This window comes from uncultured Pseudoteredinibacter sp. (genome assembly GCF_947502065.1).
GTDB lineage: Bacteria > Pseudomonadota > Gammaproteobacteria > Pseudomonadales > Cellvibrionaceae > Pseudoteredinibacter.
Genome location: NZ_CANMYE010000001.1, coordinates 1,224,355 through 1,242,247, shown reverse-complemented (window position 1 = coordinate 1,242,247; position 17,893 = coordinate 1,224,355). Strand labels below are relative to the sequence as shown.

The following is a 17,893-nucleotide window of genomic DNA, read 5'->3' as shown; positions in this document are numbered from 1 at the left end:
ACTTGCGACCAAGTAATTGGTATACGCGATCTATAGCTACCACATAAACTAAAACATCTAACTCTCACAAAGGAATCAAACCTCTATTACCTACCTACGACTAAAATGCTTATCAAAGGTTGTAATTGAGCCTTTCAGGCCCTAATTACTCAAGAATACTACGCTCTACTTACAACAATTCATAATCGCCTGCCATTTCCTCTGGTGAGATCTCTAATTTAGCTAGGTCTCTGCTTAACTATGTCGGGTACCCTACATGTAAACAACAGGAACTACCTTGTAGAGCTACCCGCTGGATGTTTTAAAGCGGTCAATGCGTTTGAGCTCCGCATAATTAATAATGCGCCGGCACTTCATGCAAAGTAACCGGCATCCAGTTGATTCAACTTATCCTCAACAAGCTGTGCGCCTGCTTCACTTTGGAGCAGCACTAGGGCTGATTGATCATCGAAAGAACGCGTAGGCTTCCTAAGCCAGGAAATGGCTTTTTCTTTACTACCAAAGACTTCCAACGCCAGCGCTTGAATTTTTGCAACCCTTAGCCAGCGCCCCGTCTCCTCTTGGGTTAAATCTTCCCCCTTGCTCTTTCGGTGAGCCAGGGTTCTGGGCTTGATAATCCAATGTAATTCAGCGCTGGAAGTTCCCAATTGCTTAAGTTGGTCTATAACATCGGGAGAAATACCGCGCTGACTCAACTGTACCTCATCACGTGCGGTTTTCAGGCGAACACCTGCCATTTTGCTAACCGTCGCCATTGCCCTAATAGAGGCGGTTTGTCTTGACCTAATTGATGGCATAAACACTATCCATATGGTATTGATACAGTATTAATGTAGCAGATTGATACTGTAAAACCCACTATCATAAGTCAAGGTACAGCAGCCTAAATCTAGCCTGCTGCCGTATAAAAGGCTTTTATACATCTTAGTCGCAATTTGAAATATTGATGCCTGAGTGTGATCAAGCTGATTACCCTGTAGGAACAAATGCAGCCTCCCTCTCTCATGTGATCTAGCTAATCGCCCCTCTAACAAAACACAACCATCAAGCAGGATTACCTAAAGCAACGGCTTATTTGACTTTCTAAAATTGTTCACTGTGAGTAAAAGCATACTTTAAAATATTTTATGCTTGTCATTTTATTTTAGATTAGCCTTAGTTTGAAACATGCATTATCTATATATAAAAGATAGCATTTACTTAGCACTCCAGTAGTGCTAAGTTAGTTTAGTAGCGCAACCTTTTCCCAACAGACTATCTAGCAATTCTAAATCAGGATCACGGAAAAAATAGTAACGCTAACAATTTAGATTAATTACAACAATTCCTCATATTTATCATACTTTTTATCAGAACAAATTCGAAGCGAATGTTCTTATCTCCCCTTATACTGTTCGTAATTAATGTTACAGATTAACCACGAAAGATTACGCAACAAAAAAACAAGCATGAGCTCGCATACAAAATCGTTGGTCGCCTAAACACCTAAGAAGCGACTCTTATTCTAGGAACGCTTGAAACCAACCTCGCGAATGAGCAACAGCCAACAAAGCGTTCTCTATTTTGTTGAATGTTTTATTTGCACATAAATGGTTTTGCTACGAACAGCCACTTTTATTCTTTAATAATCCACTAACCAGGAAGATTACTGATAATTGGAATTGTGCATAGCCATGAATGAAAAATAGCCACCAAAGCTAAAATTCGATCTCTTTGAGAAAGCACATGGAAGGTCGAAAGAATAGATGCGGCTGTAAGCGATACTTGATTTAAGGAGGATGTCGATGCCCCAAGATTTTATCAAAAACCCATATGCGCTCGATGTGCTCGCTCGCGTTGATGCTATAAATCTTGTACCTCATCAGCAACCCACCCCTCTCAAGAACTTAAAGAAAAACAATACCTTTCAATATGTTGGTGTTAAGTATCCCAACGTAGGGGTTTATCACAGTTATGCAGAGTATATTCACTCACTGTGGCTTGAAAGTCGAAAGGCAGTAATAAGTTTCGTTCCACATCCCTTTTTACTTAAAGTCGACAATAGCCGTTACGTACCTACGTATTATGTATTACACGATGATAAAGCCGAGGTGGTCCAGCTTGCTAAACAAGGCGTAATGACTTGGCCTGACCCTGAGTTAGTCAGGGTATTTTTTGCTCGAGAGCAAATGTACTTTACTATACTTAATGTAGATGAGGTGATCGCGCGAGAAAAAGAAGCTTTGCACTGGAGGCCAATTGTACAAACTTTAGCTGCAGCCAATCGCTACGGAGTTGATACACGCGCAGACGAAGCGGAACTGCTCAATCATTGCGGCGCACTGGGTTCATGCGTCGTTGGAGATATAATCAACCCTCTTCGTCACGCAGATAACACAAATCACCTGACTGCACTATATCGACTCATTCATAGACATGAGCTGGAAGTCGACCTTTCTGTCTTGCAACTTGATTACGACACACCAATACAACTATGTATATAAGCTGGCAAGAGCGTTTACAACAGAAGCCTGAGCTATATGATTTCAATAACTGGCCGGCTATTGATGTGCTTAGCTTACCGAAAGAAAAGAGGCGAATATTTTTAAGAAATCAGCAGCTTTTACATCGTGCGCTAAACAATGTTCCCCTTAAATCTATTGAAAATGAATTCAACTTATCCAGTGGACGAATGACGCGATTTATGAATCGTTGCTTAGGTGGCGAGAGCCAAGAAGAACCTGCGCTCACAAAAGCTCTAATCCCAGGCGTACGAATCAAACCTGGGCATCGAAAAACTCGACTGGCAACGCACTCCCAAAAATCAGGGTCTGCCTACGCATTCAAACATTTATTGGAGGTTGTCCCGGGTTTAAAGCCACATCTCGACAAGTTACTTAAGAAGTTTTTAGCACGATCTCGTAGAAGCCAGAACCTCAAAGTAAATACATTCCACAAAGCCGTCTTGCGTTATTTGCGTCAACAGAATTGGTCGAAAGACCACTATCCTTTTACCGCTGAGAATCACGGTTACCAAGGCGCCCGTAACTATTTCGTGCAGCGTAGTCTTGAATTGAAAGTTCAAAGAACCAATCAACCTAAAAGCGCACCTAGACAGCGGCCACTGGGTATATTCGAAGAACTTGAAATAGACGAACATACCCTCGACTGTGAATCACAAATTGTTTTGGAATTGAATAAGCTGTTGGACAGTTTACGAATTTCTCGAATTACCCTTATTGCATGTCGCGATGTAGCCTCCAACTGTATAGTTGCGCGCCAAATCGTACTATCCAAACATGTAAGTAAAAATGACATGCTAACCCTGTTTTCTCAAATGAAATCGCATTGGAAAAGCAATGATTTAAAGACTCCAGGCTTATCCTGGCCAGACGGGCCGAGCATGCCAACACAGCTAGGGGAAGAATTTCTGCGTCCTGCAGTGGGAATAATTCGATTGGACAATGCTTTGATTCATATCGCAAATGATGTCCGTCATTATATCTGCGAAGTTATGTGCTCTACATTGAACCTTGGTATTCCGGGCTATCCAATTGCCCGCGTTCTTATTGAGTCGGCATTCAGAGATCTAAACTTGACAATTCATCGACTACCATCAACAACTGGCAGTCACCCAAATGACCCCTTAAAAGAGCCAAATCGCAACCGAAAGCACGCACCTGAGGTATCCCTAAAATCGGTCGAGGAAATGATAGATTTGCATATTGCTACAATGAATAACCGCATTATGGGAAACATTGGCGCGCAGTCCCCGATTAACTTGATGCGTTCCCAAATGGCTCAACACCTAGTACCCCTACTTCCAGCGTGCTCTGCGGCTCAGAATGATCCCCGTATCTTGCGAGAAACGGTTACTGTCCACGCGGAAAAAGGGAGCAACCGCGCACCTTGGGTCAACTTTCTTTACGTAAGATATAGCGCACCAGGTGTTCTACCTGCATCGCTCATCAATAAAAAAGTTAGTATTGAGTATCACATCGAGGCCATTTCACGACTTCGAGTATATACGATTAATGGCGATTTCCTAGGTGAGCTACTGGCCCCTAGAACTTGGCTGCGATTTGAACATAGCGTTGCAACTCGCAAATACATCATGCGATTGGTTAAAACAGAACTGATACAAGGGATAGATCCGTTTGGCGAATACTACGACTACCTACTCGCTAATCGAAGTGCACCGAGCTGCGCGTTAGAAATTGTACGTATTGGACGAGAGCTTAGTGCCAACCAAAGTAAAAAACCGATTGAAAAGGACATTCAACAGGTTAAGCAATCAACACGTAAAAGTCGTCAGGTTAAGCAATCAACACGTAAACAAAGACGGTCACAATCAACAATTCCCGATTGGCAAGCCGTATTTTTAAGCCGCAAGGGTAAACCGGATGCATAATGATATAAGCCAAGTTTGCATTAACACCCCAATGGTTAAGGCCTTGCATGCAACGGTCATACAATGGATTAACTGTGGTTTTACAGGCGGCTTAATTGTAGGGGACGCTCGAATGGGCAAAACAAAAGCCATTAATTCACTTGATAACGTTGTTTTCGACCACAACGGTGATCCTATACCGGTTTTTCGAGTTAGCTACGGTACCCGTGACAAAAATACAATCAGAAGCGTATACGCGACAATTGTGCGTCGTCTCATCGACCCCATAAGTAATCTAAGAACGGCCGACGACCTGTTGAATCACCTCCTAATATTCTTTACTGATGCATCGATCTCTAACATCAACCGCAGAATCGTTCTGATCATTGATGAAGCTCAAGAATTAGAGGTAATTCAGCTATATGCGTTTGCGGAATTATTCAATGAACTTGAAGAACTGAAAGTTAACATAAGCATTTTTTTCATTGCTAATAAAGATCGCTTTCAACCCTTGGCAAAGAAGCTCTTAGGGAAAGACAGTAGATTTATCCGAGAGCGATTTTTCAATTATATTTATGAGTTTCATGGTATACGTACAATTGATGAGTTGCGCCGTTGCTTAACATTCTATGACGAAACTCCTATTTCACCTTCTGATCCCCGCAGCTGGCTAGACTATCACTCGCCAAAGGCAGTTCGAGCTGGTTTTAAAATAACTGATATTACGGAAATGCTGTGGGATTTATGGAACATAAACTATGCTGAACGTTTTGGCTACGATAGCTGGGGGATGACATATGTTAACCGGACGCTATCTATTGCGATAAGAGACTACTTTCCACAATACTGGTCGCCCGACTCAGTTATTCTTCAGCAGATATTTGAAAAGTCACTAGATGCCGCTGGTAATGAGCCAACATTGACGACGGTCTTTTCCGATGAAACCTAACTCTGGCAGGGCACTATGGAAACCCTTTGAAAGCGATTATGGAAAACAACTAAGACATATCGCTGCCAACCCAATATTATCAAAAAATAAGCGTTGGCGAAAACACCCCCCTCCTTACAAAGAAAGCTGCATATTCCCACAGCCCGGACATCAAGTTAATGATTATCAGCGAAATAAATACGGAAGAACTACAGAGCCGCCCTGGCCTATGTTCAAACAAGGGCGCCAAGAAAGTACTCATAGCTTTTGCCCTCGTTGTAGTGAACTGGGATATCACTCATGGCTCTACGAGATTTCTTGGATAAACAGCTGCCCCATACACAAACACCCATTGGAAGAAAAAAACAGCAGTTCCCCCCTTTCCCATTCACTAAATAATTTTAACCCCCAGAACTCGCAACATTACAACTCGAAATCCGAGTTAATCGACGCACTATTTAACCCCACCCCATATTTTGAAGCACTTTCCCCCCTTGTTTCTTTTTGCGAGCTGGATTTTCCTATAACGCCAATCAGCACATCCAATCCTTTTCAAGGGGCGTATACGCTCGCTGAACACAATAGTCATTTTGCCAACGAAGAGATATATTTAAGTATCATGCTGGCCATCTATCCATCGAGCAGGGAATTTGTTAAAGGTTTGAATCCTTCTTTCCAAAAAAGCGTTATAAAAAGAATACCGAGACATTCTAAACCAAATTTTCATCAGTTTAATCTTGCCGATCTAAATGCCCGCTCTAATTTGGTTCGTGAAAAAGTCCAAATTCGAATAGAACATCTAATACAATCAGTATCGGGAGTAAAGCTTACTAAAACTAGACTTCAAGAGGTGGAAGTCTTAGATTATTTCTATGAAGGAATGGATATCCTAATCATAGCGTATAAGATATGGAGTTCTCTGCTAAAGATATCGCCCAGCACTCATAATAGGCCAAAAGGTTTTGTCGGTGAACGTATATACATAAACACGTTTGGCTACACTGCTCCTTTAATACCCGCCCTCATGACTAACTTCACAGAAGGTAAACAGCGATTCCACATGCCAGGGTCTCCTATACGCAATGAAAATGCGTTGCCAGTATGCCTAAGCCTGCTGATTTATGAAGTCGACTGCTGGTGCTTGTTTCGCTCAATTCTTACTTTTTTATCAACTGTCGTAAACGGAATTAACTCATCAACCAATAACATTCTATCTAAAGGTGATTTGCAAAGAATGCTACCAAGCTGGGCTCATCCATATTCGTATTATAGTGATGATATTGCGATATATTTGATTGATGAACAATTTGTCGTTGTGATTCCTGAGAAGTATCAAGATATTATGTGCAGTGACATCGGGGGCTTCGCACCCACCATTGCACCTCATTGTAATGCCAAGTAGTCATGCTCTACTTGATCCAAGCGTGTTCTCAATCTTAGAAGATCTAAGTTTTACGATATTAATTTTTCTCCTGAGAACCCCTGCCCTCCTGATCTAATACACCAAGATCATTGTTACTTGAAAAGCCCTCTATGAAAGTAGCAATTTTTACTTGACTGCATTCAATTGTTTTAGCTTTGTGAAAAATGATAATCGTAAATCCCTGATAACCTTGCACTAACATAGATCATTTTTCCAACCGAAGGGTCGTAGAATTTTACTGAAATACCAAGTTTAATAAGAGCACATTTGACATCACATGGATAAAACTCGAGTCTTATTCTTGTACAACCAAATAGGATACTGTACATATCGCACAATACTTCATCTGGACTTGTACAGTATTTGTTAATCTTTTCCTTTAACTCCGAGTCCGCGAAATATGGCAACCCAGTTTCTGAGTGTTCGACGGTTAGTACCATTTTCTTTTCTAGACTCGTCGTCGGCTAACAGCAAACATATGGCGAGCTATTCCATAGCCTCCGACATTTTTACTTTCATAGACTTAAAACCCTCCAATGGAGCCCCAGTGAAAACATCGCGATCGCTCAATGGATTAATCATTGTGTATAACACAACTGCTAGTTTGCTACGACTAAAAGATAGTGACCTTTTAAAGTTAATTGTCTTAAATTTGGACTCGATAAAATCCTCAGATTTCTCTTTTGCTTTTTCTGAGACCTGAATTAGATAATTTTGACCAGAGCTTGATAAGCGGGTTAAACGACAGTTTTCGATTTCCTTTGTTGCACGCCATAAAAATTGATGGACAAGCGATAACGACCAAGTCTCAGTCAATTCAAATAGAAGATTAGGCGGCTCACCTTTTTTCGCTGAATCTTCTAATGAAGCTCCACAAATGGCTGCCAAAAACTCTATACACTCCGCGACTAAGAGTTGGTGTGCAAGATCGCGAATAGCCATAAGCTCAGTCTCACAGCTTGGTTCAAGCCCTGACATTAGCTCTACAAGAAATTGGTCATCATTCTTATAGTTAAGTACCAGGTCCTCACCGGTTATTTCAATCCAACCATCAGCCTCGAGGACATACAAAATTGACTTGGTTAAAAATCGTGCAGGAGAGATGTTTAAGTCGTCAAAACTAGATACAGGGATTTTAAAACGGCCTTCCGGTACAGATGCTGTAAATGCCAACAGGCAAATTTTACTATAGGTGTCTAACGAGTTGATATCTTTCATTGGCTTGAAAAGGTTTCTTAGCAAAATAGCCCCCCCGATGTTATAACTCAATGTATATAACTGCCGGGACACCCCAGTGTACCCTATAAGGGTACACTGGGGGTTTTACTTTAATCTGGCGTGATGAAAAAAGCAATCACATCAGAACGTTACAGGCAGCTATGCTTACTGTTCAAAAAAAGACGCTTAGAGCTTGGAATTAGTATGCGGGCAATGGGGGAGCGCATAAATGAACCTCACTCTGTGATTCAAAAAGTTGAGTCAAATCAGAGGAAACTCGATATATTCCAGTTTGTGCAGTATTGCGAAGCTTTGGGTCTAGACCCCTCAGAGACTCTAAAGGTCCTAAAAGGGAATAACATATAAACAGCAAATACCCTTGGCCAAAGTTAGGCGCTCAATTATTGAGCAGCAAATAGTGTCTAGGCTTGAGCCAAGAGGCTGCACACTAGAGCATTTAACAATATTTAAGCTATAGGCCTCCTATAGTGACTACCCAATCTTTAGTAAGAACTTAATTTTATTAAGACAATCAGTTTATTCGAATGAAGCTAAATTCTTCCTGTCTGGCCATTTGATTGCACAGCAGATTATATAGATAACCACGGGTCAACAATCAATCTAACCAACCTTGTTAGCTCCAAAATAAGCCGCACACCAAAAACACCGTAACGTTGGCCAGCAAAATGTAGGGCATCCCTTGATATAAGCCCCAGTCGTTCCATTGAATAAGCCCAAGAAACAGCAGAACCGAGAAATCGCTAACCACTTGGACGACCAGCTGTATACAATAGAAAAAGCTAGTAACCAATACATCAAAATTGAAAGTCGCTGCAAAAACTGAACACTTTGAAAAAAGTTCAAATATCAAATTACCTTATAAATCAATAACTTAAAAATATGCTCGACTGAACACTTTTGCGAGTCGTCCAGCCAGATCGAGCTAAACCCTTATAATCAAGGGCCTACAGCCCTGTGTAGCCATTAAAAATCCCTTGCTCCTGCAGCTGCACCAATAACTGCTTACACCGATTACGCAAATGATCTCTAAGCGCTCTTACCGCTGGCGTGATCAGTTGCCTACTTGGACAGATTAGCCAAAGCTCTTTTACTGGAGGCTGGAAATCTTCCATAATGACTTTAAGTCGCCCGGCAATTAAATCGTTGGCCAAATCTAAACTGGACTTTACGGCTATTCCTTTACCGGCCACACACCAACGTCTAACGACATCTCCGTCGTTGCAAATATGGTTGCTCTTCATACGTAACTTACGGTTGCCGCCTTTATGCGTAAACTCCCACAGATCGTGGCTAAGGCCGTATAACTGATACAGCAAGGCGTTGTGCTGTTTTAGCTCCTCCAGTGTCGCAGGTTCGCCATATTGCTGCAGATAGCCTGGGCTAGCACATAGTAAACCTGGAACGTCACAAAGTTTAAACCCGTAGAATCCGCTGTCTTTTGGTGATCCATACCGAATGGCGATATCTATACCGCCCCGATAGAAATCTACTTGTCGGTCATCGATGCTTAGATTAAGACTTACTTTTGGATGCTGCGCTATAAAGTCATCGAGCCATGGTAGTAACAGATTTCGTCCTAGGTCTGACGAGACTGCAAGTTTTAGCTCCCCAGTAATTGACTTATTTGTGTTTGAACTTTGTAGTTTAGCCTCCTCTAATATAGATAAAGCCTCTTTGCACTGTGGAATGAAGTGCTCACCGGTTTTACTTAAGCGCAAACTCCGAGTCGTACGAATAAACAACTCGGCACCCAGCTGTTGCTCTAGTCGCTTTAATGCCGCACTTGCTGTGGCATTTCGCATATCCAGTCGCTTTGCTGCCGCAGTAATACTGCCAAGCTCAGCTATGGTAATGGCTATCTTTAGATCTTCGGTATTCAAAATAAGCCTTTATCAAAATTATTTTGTTAATAATTCAAATTTTAGGCTGTTTTTACCATTTAATTCAATCTCTACACTACGCTAATCGTCAATTGAGAGAGAGTTAAGTGTGAACAAAGCAATCAATCCAGCTATCCCCAACACAATGAAAGCCGTGGCCTATAAACAATCCTTAGATATCGACCATCCCGCCGCTCTACTGGATATTGAGTTAGCCACCCCTACCCCAACTGGCCGTGATTTGCTGGTAGCAACCGAGGCGATTGCAGTGAACCCAGTAGATTTCAAGATCCGGCAAATGGTTGCGCCCAATAAGGGAGAGAATAAGGTGCTGGGATGGGATGCTATAGGTTTGGTAGTGGCTAAAGCCGAAAACAGCACCGAGTTTGAAATTGGCGATCGCGTTTTTTATGCCGGCGATCTAAACCGACAAGGCAGCAACGCTCAGTATCACCTCGTTGACGAACGTATTGTCGCTAAAGCGCCTAAAAATATTTCAGTTGAGCACGCGGTCGCCCTGCCCCTTACTTCAATTACCGCTTGGGAGCTGGCTTTTGAAAAATTAGGCATCGCCATGAAAGCTGATTTCCACACACAAGACGAAGTTGTATTAATTACCGCAGCGGCAGGTGGCGTTGGCTCAATACTTATTCAGTTACTAAAACAGCTAAGCAATGCAACAGTGATCGCTACAGCTTCACGGCTAGAGAGCAAGGAGTGGCTTGTAGAAATCGGCGCCGACCATATTATCGACCATAGCCAAGCATTAGCAGACCAAATTGATCGGCTTAATTTAAAAGTGACTCACATCGCCAGTTTAAGTCACACTGAACAGTACTTTGAGCAGTTTGTAGAGATTATTAAACCATTCGGTCGAATCGCTCTAATTGATGACCCAAGTGATTTAGACTTCACACTCTTGAAGCCAAAGAGCTTATCGCTATGTTATGAATTTATGTTTAGCCGTTCTATGTTTGAAACCGATGATATGCACAAACAAGGAAGCATTCTAGCCAATATAGCAAAGCTAGTTGATCAGCAAATCATTCGGTCAACGATAGGAGAAAACCTAGGCCCTATTAATGCCGAGAATTTGATTGCAGCACACCGGAAGCTGGAATCAGGAACGTCAATCGGAAAGTTAGTCTTGAGTGGTTTTGATAACTGAAGGCCAAATAATCAATGCATCAGTTCGCTGTATCGATGATTTTTTCTTTACTAAGCTGTGGGTTGTATTGCGCCTGTAGTGATTCCAGGAGGGCAGGTTTACCATGAAAATAGCCCTGCTGGTAATCGCAGCCAATATCATTAAACAATTCACTCTGAACTTTGGTTTCTATACCTTCAGCGACAACAAACAAGCCCTGTAACTTACATAGATTAACTAAAGATCGTGCTGTTTCCGCACTACCTTTTTGACCGATGCGGTTTATTAAAGAACGATCAAACTTTATTACATCAACGGGGTAATCCAGCATTTGCATTAGGCTGGTATACCCCGTACCAAAATCATCAATAGCCGTTCGAAACCCAAGCTTTCGAATGTTCTTTAAGTTATCCATAACTTGCTCATTATTACCAGTAGCAAAAGTCTCGGTTACCTCCAAAACATAATACTGATTCACAACCCGGTAATACTTTGCCAATCGATTAAGCTTATCAACAAAGGTTAGCGAGTTGAGTTCGGCTGACGAAATATTGATTGATACTCGGCTCACCGTGGGTAGAGTATTGTTGAGCACACTAAAATCTTTGAAGACTCGAGAAATCACCCACAGATCAATTTTTTCGAATGCACCAATAGATTCCGCTAGCGGTATAAATTCATCCGGAGGAACCGAGCCTAGCGTTTCAGAGTTCCAACGTAACAGGGCTTCTAACGCGCATAGCTTACCTTGTGCATCTACGATTGGCGTGTAGTGGATCTGCAGCTCCTTATCAAAGCGATCACCTTTAAGCTCCAGTTCTATTTCCTGCATTCTTCGATGTTGTTGAGCCAGCTCTTCAGAGTAATAGGCGATACAGTTTTTACCCGACTTTTTGGCTTGATACATTGCCAGATCTACATTGGACATCAGTTCAGAAAAAGATAAATCACTACTTGAGACGGCCAAGCCTATACTAACCGTAACTGGATAGGTTTCTTCGTCGATGGCAAAACCAGATTTGAACATTTTCAAAACAGCTTCCGCACAGTCTGTCATTTCCTGCTTACTGCAATCTGCAGCCAAGATAACAAACTCATCGCCAGATAAGCGAAAAACTCCAACTTGATGCCGACCGTCTCTGTTATGCTCTTCGACTGTAGCGTTAAGTCTTTTGGATACAGAACATAGCAGCTTGTCACCGACTTCATGCCCATACTTATCGTTAACGTATTTGAAGTTGTCGACGTCTATATAACAGATGTAAACAGGGGCGATATCAAGTGATCTAGAAAAGAGGCGACTTGCCATTTCATTAAACGCTACTCGATTGGAAAGACCAGTCAAGGAATCTTCTCTGGCTTGCTTATAGCTTTGACGATATGAGTTTGTAAGCCTGACATAGAGCTCCTGGAATTTTTTTGCCAGACGCCCTATTTCCCCCGTATCTTGCGCGACAACAATTTCTTTGCGTTCGTTTTTAATAAGCTCGTCAAGCTGTGAGTCAAGATCGGCTATAGGTACTGTTATAAACCTTGCAACTAGAGACTGCAGAAGTAGATAGGTAAGCAAGGCAAATAGAAAGGTTAGCAACACCATTCTAAGCCTAAGGTCTTTTAAAACCCCATCAAAATGTGATCTAGGGACATTAAAAGATATTGAGTCGAGATCACTTAATTTCAATTCAAATTCGAAGTTTAAACCCCCTGCTGTATTAAGCGATTTCTCATTATTTTTAATATAACGAATTTCCGCATCATAGAGGTTTCTTAGGCGATCTAAGGACTGCAGTAGGCCTTCAGATTTAATAGCCACGACTACGATTAAGGCTTCAGACAATTGAGATGGCAAAGGTTGCTTATAGGTACTTTCATCTAAGGTTATGGCTTGATATATGTACATTTCTTCTTTGCTATCGATATGCACACTGCTACGCTTGTCGACACCTTCTGCCCTTAATTGGCGCGCAAACTGAATCTCTTCTGTTGATACTTCAGCAAAAGGATCTAAGCTATTCTCTAGGTACAATAGCTGCTGATTATCAGCATTGAGAATTAGAATCGATAGATAGGGTTTACTCTGAGACAGCTGTCTTTTTAAGGCACTATCCATATGCCGCTGCAACACTCTTAATCGATAGATGTTGTCGGGTTCAGATAAGTACTGCGCAAGCAAATCTCCTTCAACTAAAGACATCAAATAAGCGTCCTGGAAGTTTCTGAAAGCCATGTAGTCTGAGTGCAGACTACTTAGCCTTTGTTCCAGCTTTGCGACTTCTAATTCCAGCAATGTCCCCCTTTCCTGCTGGTAAATCCACCAAGACGACAAGGCATAGCTAATCACTATAACCGGCAACAATAGTAAACTAGTTCGAGTTCTTAGATTCATGAATATTCATTATCGCATTGATAATTTTGAGTCTTAATGCTACGTTTTGATTACTTAACTCACGGTAAAGCTGGGCCTTATTTTGCAACCTCTTTAAAGCTTGCATACCTAGTTCTTCAGCTTCTGCCTTGTCCATATAAGTAACAGCGGCATGGTTCGTTGTAGCTATGCGATTATAAACAGCGTTTTTGGCGGCTACGCTTGGTGTATTTAAATAATTTAGCAGTGCTATCGATTGTTTTTGTTTTGAACTTTCCTTAATGATTGCCAAGCAGTCTACCCACAGCACCGTGCCATCCGCCGGAACGACATATTCCCAGCGTCCTTGATCTCCATCAAGCTCGTTAAGCGTGTGTTGATCACCACCATAAACCGCCGCCATATGCAGATCCTGTAATTTATCACCGTGCTTTGCATAGGTTAATGCGTATTCATAAGTCAAAACACTATCAGCCTGCTGCTTTAAAAGCTCAAAGGCCTGCTTTAGATGTGCACGATTTTCAGTATTAAGATCATAACCTAGCTGAAACAATGCAGGAGCCAGCATATCGGTGTAATCGTTTAACATGGCGATATGCCCGCGGACACTCTCGACAGGTGAGAGTAAATCGGCCCAAGAGCTCGGTGGTAAAGCGAGTTTATCGTTACGATAGGCTATGCCGAGCGTGCCCCATAAATAAGGCATGGCATATTCACCGCAGCGCTCGCGCCAAAATGGATCTATATGCCTTAGTGAAGGAAGGATAGTCTCGTCGAGCTTTAGAAATTTCCCATTGGAGCCGAAGCGGTGAGCAACAATTTCATCGATCACCACCACATCGATATGATGCCTCTCTGAGTTGACGATTATGGCATCCCTGTCCTGATCGCTATCGAAGTAAACCTCTTGCAAGGGCACATTACTAGCCTCCCACGCTTCAATAAGCTCTGGGCTTAGGTAATCTTCCCAATTTAACAGACGGAGAGGCTCTATAGACCAGCTGAGCGGACTGATAAGCAGGAGCAAGATACAGCTACACCCCATGAAAAATTTTGAGTTCTTAGACATGAGCCTCTTCATTTAGATAATTTGTAGTTATAGCGGCTTTATAAGACTAAGGGGCGTCAAGTGAATTCGATGAAACACCAACAATCGTAGCAAACTACAGCTTTCATAATTAAGTATAGCCTCTAAACATCCTCCCTCAAGTTAAGTTTATTTCCCACATAACCGAGGGCTATGACTAATCGATTATGATAATGAGTCTCATTAGTGTATTGAATGCCTGTAATAGACATGAAAATCCAGGCATAAAAAATGCCCGCTTCTAACAAGCAATTTTAATTGCCAGTAGAAAAGCGAGCATTGTTTGCAGCTGGTTAACAATTAAGCTTTCCAGTCCTTACAAAAGGTGCTGAAAAGCTTAAAAAGTAACTTAGCCTAGCTTCAGAACCTGTGCAGGAACTGCAAGATCTTCAGAAGGTGGAGCGAAAGAAGTTAGGTTAATACCCTCTACAGCCTCTTTATACTCTTCCAAAGTTGGGAAGCGGCCAAGGATAGTCGCTAGTACTACCATTGGAGTTGAGCCCAACAATGATTCACCTTTCTTCTCGGCAGTATCTTCAACAACACGGCCTTGGAACAAACGAGTAGAAGTTGCTAATACCGTATCACCTGGCTCAGCCTTCTCTTGGTTACCCATGCAAAGGTTACAGCCAGGACGCTCCAAGTACATTTGGTTTTTGTACTTAGTACGTGCTTCTTCTTTAGGATTGTCATCGCTAAATTCGAAACCGGCATACTTCTGTAGCAATTCCCAGTCGCCTTCGGCTTTTAGCTCATCAACGATGTTGTATGTTGGTGGAGCTACAACCAAAGGTGCTTTGAACTCGATTGGGCCTTTTTTCTCTAGGTTGCGTAGCATCTGAGCGATGATTTTCATATCGCCTTTGTGGACCATACATGAACCCACAAAACCTAGATCAACTTTGCGACCATCATAGTAAGACGTTGGACGAATCACATCGTGGGTGTAACGCTTAGAAATGTCTTCGTTGTTTACGTCTGGGTCAGCGATCATTGGCTCTTCAATAACATCAAGATCTACAACCATTTCAGCGTAATACTTGGCATTGTCGTCTGGTGCCAAAGCAGGAGCTTCGCCAGATTTCACTTCAGCAATACGCTGATCGGCCAAGTTGATCAAACGGTTCAGCATGTTGTCGCGGTTTTCCATGCCCTTATCAATCATGATCTGGATGCGAGATTTCGCCAGCTCAAGTGATTCGATAAGCGTTTCATCAGTAGAGATACAGATAGAAGCTTTCGCTTTCATCTCTGCTGTCCAGTCGGTAAAGGTAAACGCTTGGTCAGCCAATAAAGTACCGATCTGCACTTCAATTACACGACCTTGGAAAACGTTTTCGCCGTTGAACTTCTTCAGCATCTGAGCTTGGGTAGCGTGTACGATGTCACGGAAATCCATATGCTCTTTCATGGTGCCTTTGAAGGTCACTTTTACAGACTCTGGAATTGGCATTGCACATTCGCCAGTTGCCAAAGCGATCGCTACGGTACCTGAATCCGCACCAAAGGCAACACCTTTAGACATACGAGTGTGTGAATCACCACCAATAATGATTGCACGATCGTCCACAGTGATATCGTTCAATACCTTGTGAATTACGTCAGTCATTGAGTGGTAAACGTGCTTAGGATCGCGCGCGGTGATCACACCGAAGTCATTCATAAACTTCATCAAGCGAGGGATGTTAACTTGAGCTTTCTTATCCCATACAGAAGCCGTGTGACAACCAGACTGGTATGCACCGTCAACACTTGGTGAAATAACCGTAGCGGCCATTGACTCAAGTTCTTGTGAAGTCATCAAACCGGTGGTGTCTTGTGAACCTACAATGTTCACTTTTACACGAACGTCAGAACCGGTGTGCAGTGGTGTTTCAGAGGCTACACCTACAGCATTACGGTTAAAGATTTTCTCAACCGCTGTTAAGCCCTGACCTTCGTGAGAAATTTCTTTTGAAGGAGCGTAAACCGCTGGAGCTTCAACGCCTAGAGTCTCTGCTGCAAATGTCTGTAGCTTCTTACCGAAGGTTACCGCATAAGAGCCGCCAGCCTTCATAAACTCAACTTTTTGTGGAGTAAATGAAGAAGAAATATCAACTAGCTCTTTGTCACCGTTATAAAGCTTCTTAGCTTTAGTATCGATGGTTAGCACAGTGCCAGTTTCTACTGAGTAGGCTTCTTCTAGTACTGGATCACCATTTTCATCGAAAACGATTTCGCCGTTCTCGTCAGTTTTCTTAACCCAGTTTTTCAAATCCAAGCCAATACCACCAGTAACACCAACGGTGGTAAGGAAGATAGGTGCAATACCATTGGTACCGGCAACTACAGGCTTATTGTTAACAAATGGAATATATGGAGAGGTTTTTTCACCCGCCCACAAGGCCACGTTGTTCACACCTGACATACGAGAAGAACCAACACCCATGGTGCCCTTTTCAGCAATCAACATTACTTTGGCATTCGGGTATTGCTTATCCATCGCTGCAATTTCTTGCTGAGCTTCAGGGGTAATCATGCACTGACCATGCAATTCACGGTCTGAACGAGAGTGCGCTTGGTTACCTGGGGAAAGCAAGTCGGTAGAAATATCACCTTCTGCGGCGATATAGGTAACAACATCAATTTTTTCTGGAATGTCGTCCAACTTGGTAAAGAACTCAGCTTGTGCGTAGCTTTCTAGGATACCTTTGGCGATTGAATTGCCAGCCTTATAGGCCTCTTCCAAACGCGCGGTATCTGCTTCGTACAAGAATACTTGAGTTTTTAGTACTTCACCGGCCGCGTTGTTGTTGCTGTCATCAGACAATGCGATATCTAGTAATACGCGAACTGATGGACCACCCTTCATGTGGGAAAGCTGCTCAAGCGCAAACTCTGGGCTTATTTCATCAAGTTTCTCATTACCCAGTACGATGTCTTTTAAAAACTCCGCCTTAACACCAGCCGCTGGAGTGGTGCCTGGAAGCGTGTTGTAAATAAAAAACTTTAGGGAATCAGCGCGGTGTTCGTGATTTTGATCTTTAATCTGTTCGATGATCTCTGACAGTAGATCGGCGCTATCAATAGGTTTAGGGTGTAACCCAAGCTCCTTATCGCGAAGCTCAATCTCTTGGAGATATTCAGCATACAAGTTCATTAACTTACATAACCTCTTTTTATCTGGCTTAATCTAGTCGGCAAATTTGGCAAACTGTGCCAATTTTAGCAGAATTCGCCCTTTAGATCAGTACTCTAGGGGTTCTAAATTAGGGAGCTTAGGGCAAGTCGGAGCAATGTATTCCAACTGAAAAACGGCTAGACCCTTTGTATATAGGGTGTAATTGAGTATTAGCTGGGTCGATCAGGCACCATAAATAAGATAAATACTCGTTATTAGTAAGCTTAAACCGGCATAGGCGGTCCGAGTCGGTGGTTTGATAGCCCCAGAATCGCCACACAATAGGCGCCCTGCT

Annotated in this window: 12 protein-coding genes; 6 read left to right on the top strand and 6 right to left on the bottom strand. The window is 42.4% G+C overall.

Translation table 11 applies throughout. The features are described from left to right. Positions 1–353: 353 nt before the first annotated feature. Positions 354–797: an antitoxin Xre/MbcA/ParS toxin-binding domain-containing protein gene (locus Q1A41_RS05045; RefSeq protein WP_299975539.1), complete on the bottom strand. Its 444-nt coding sequence runs from the start codon at positions 795–797 to the stop codon at positions 354–356. Positions 798–1,784: 987 nt separating this feature from the next. Here Q1A41_RS05045 and Q1A41_RS05040 point away from each other — a divergent pair. From Q1A41_RS05040 to Q1A41_RS05025, 4 genes are read left to right on the top strand one after another with little or no spacing between them, the layout of a single operon-like run. Next, a complete protein-coding gene (locus Q1A41_RS05040) occupies positions 1,785–2,483 on the top strand; it encodes a hypothetical protein (protein WP_299975537.1) in 699 nt (232 codons plus the stop codon). Beyond that, positions 2,474–4,390, top strand: coding sequence for a hypothetical protein (locus tag Q1A41_RS05035; RefSeq protein WP_299975535.1), 1,917 nt, complete (start codon positions 2,474–2,476; stop codon positions 4,388–4,390). Before Q1A41_RS05040 ends, Q1A41_RS05035 begins: the two co-directional genes overlap by 10 nt. Next, a complete protein-coding gene (locus Q1A41_RS05030; protein WP_299975533.1) occupies positions 4,383–5,318 on the top strand; it encodes an ATP-binding protein in 936 nt (311 codons plus the stop codon). The genes Q1A41_RS05035 and Q1A41_RS05030 overlap by 8 nt, the downstream gene beginning before the upstream one ends. Beyond that, on the top strand, positions 5,308–6,699 hold the full coding sequence (locus Q1A41_RS05025; RefSeq protein WP_299975531.1) for a hypothetical protein: 1,392 nt from the start codon (positions 5,308–5,310) through the stop codon (positions 6,697–6,699). Before Q1A41_RS05030 ends, Q1A41_RS05025 begins: the two co-directional genes overlap by 11 nt. A gap of 507 nt (positions 6,700–7,206) precedes the next feature. Here the strand turns inward: Q1A41_RS05025 and Q1A41_RS05020 are convergent. Continuing rightward, complete coding sequence (locus Q1A41_RS05020) at positions 7,207–7,938, bottom strand: hypothetical protein (protein ID WP_299975529.1); 732 nt, start codon at positions 7,936–7,938, stop codon at positions 7,207–7,209. 123 nt (positions 7,939–8,061) lie between these two features. Here Q1A41_RS05020 and Q1A41_RS05015 point away from each other — a divergent pair, with 123 nt between their 5' ends. After that, the gene (locus Q1A41_RS05015) at positions 8,062–8,304 is read left to right on the top strand and encodes a helix-turn-helix transcriptional regulator (RefSeq protein ID WP_299975527.1); all 243 of its coding nucleotides are present in this window, start codon (positions 8,062–8,064) and stop codon (positions 8,302–8,304) included. Positions 8,305–8,903: 599 nt separating this feature from the next. On the opposite strand, the gene Q1A41_RS05010 is transcribed toward Q1A41_RS05015, so the two are convergent. Beyond that, positions 8,904–9,839, bottom strand: coding sequence for a LysR family transcriptional regulator (locus tag Q1A41_RS05010; protein ID WP_299975525.1), 936 nt, complete (start codon positions 9,837–9,839; stop codon positions 8,904–8,906). A gap of 145 nt (positions 9,840–9,984) precedes the next feature. Here Q1A41_RS05010 and Q1A41_RS05005 point away from each other — a divergent pair, with 145 nt between their 5' ends. After that, a complete protein-coding gene (locus Q1A41_RS05005; protein WP_363322344.1) occupies positions 9,985–11,007 on the top strand; it encodes a zinc-binding alcohol dehydrogenase family protein in 1,023 nt (340 codons plus the stop codon). 19 nt (positions 11,008–11,026) lie between these two features. Here the strand turns inward: Q1A41_RS05005 and Q1A41_RS05000 are convergent, their stop codons facing one another. From Q1A41_RS05000 to Q1A41_RS04990, 3 genes are all read right to left on the bottom strand, one after another. After that, entirely contained in the window at positions 11,027–13,372 is a 2,346-nt protein-coding gene (locus tag Q1A41_RS05000; protein WP_299975522.1) for an EAL domain-containing protein, read from the bottom strand. Next, complete coding sequence (locus Q1A41_RS04995) at positions 13,350–14,420, bottom strand: spermidine/putrescine ABC transporter substrate-binding protein (protein WP_299975520.1); 1,071 nt, start codon at positions 14,418–14,420, stop codon at positions 13,350–13,352. Before Q1A41_RS04995 ends, Q1A41_RS05000 begins: the two co-directional genes overlap by 23 nt. A gap of 367 nt (positions 14,421–14,787) precedes the next feature. Beyond that, positions 14,788–17,577: a bifunctional aconitate hydratase 2/2-methylisocitrate dehydratase gene (locus tag Q1A41_RS04990; protein ID WP_299975518.1), complete on the bottom strand. Its 2,790-nt coding sequence runs from the start codon at positions 17,575–17,577 to the stop codon at positions 14,788–14,790. Between the last annotated feature and the right edge of the window lie 316 nt (positions 17,578–17,893).

Coding starts and splice junctions, on each gene's coding strand:
- Q1A41_RS05045 (WP_299975539.1), bottom strand. CDS start 797: ATGCCATCAATTAGGTCAAGACAAACCGCCTCTATTAGGGCAATGGCG.
- Q1A41_RS05040 (WP_299975537.1), top strand. CDS start 1,785: ATGCCCCAAGATTTTATCAAAAACCCATATGCGCTCGATGTGCTCGCT.
- Q1A41_RS05035 (WP_299975535.1), top strand. CDS start 2,474: ATGTATATAAGCTGGCAAGAGCGTTTACAACAGAAGCCTGAGCTATAT.
- Q1A41_RS05030 (WP_299975533.1), top strand. CDS start 4,383: ATGCATAATGATATAAGCCAAGTTTGCATTAACACCCCAATGGTTAAG.
- Q1A41_RS05025 (WP_299975531.1), top strand. CDS start 5,308: ATGAAACCTAACTCTGGCAGGGCACTATGGAAACCCTTTGAAAGCGAT.
- Q1A41_RS05020 (WP_299975529.1), bottom strand. CDS start 7,938: ATGAAAGATATCAACTCGTTAGACACCTATAGTAAAATTTGCCTGTTG.
- Q1A41_RS05015 (WP_299975527.1), top strand. CDS start 8,062: ATGAAAAAAGCAATCACATCAGAACGTTACAGGCAGCTATGCTTACTG.
- Q1A41_RS05005 (WP_363322344.1), top strand. CDS start 9,985: ATGAAAGCCGTGGCCTATAAACAATCCTTAGATATCGACCATCCCGCC.
- Q1A41_RS05000 (WP_299975522.1), bottom strand. CDS start 13,372: ATGAATCTAAGAACTCGAACTAGTTTACTATTGTTGCCGGTTATAGTG.
- Q1A41_RS04995 (WP_299975520.1), bottom strand. CDS start 14,420: ATGTCTAAGAACTCAAAATTTTTCATGGGGTGTAGCTGTATCTTGCTC.
- Q1A41_RS04990 (WP_299975518.1), bottom strand. CDS start 17,577: ATGAACTTGTATGCTGAATATCTCCAAGAGATTGAGCTTCGCGATAAG.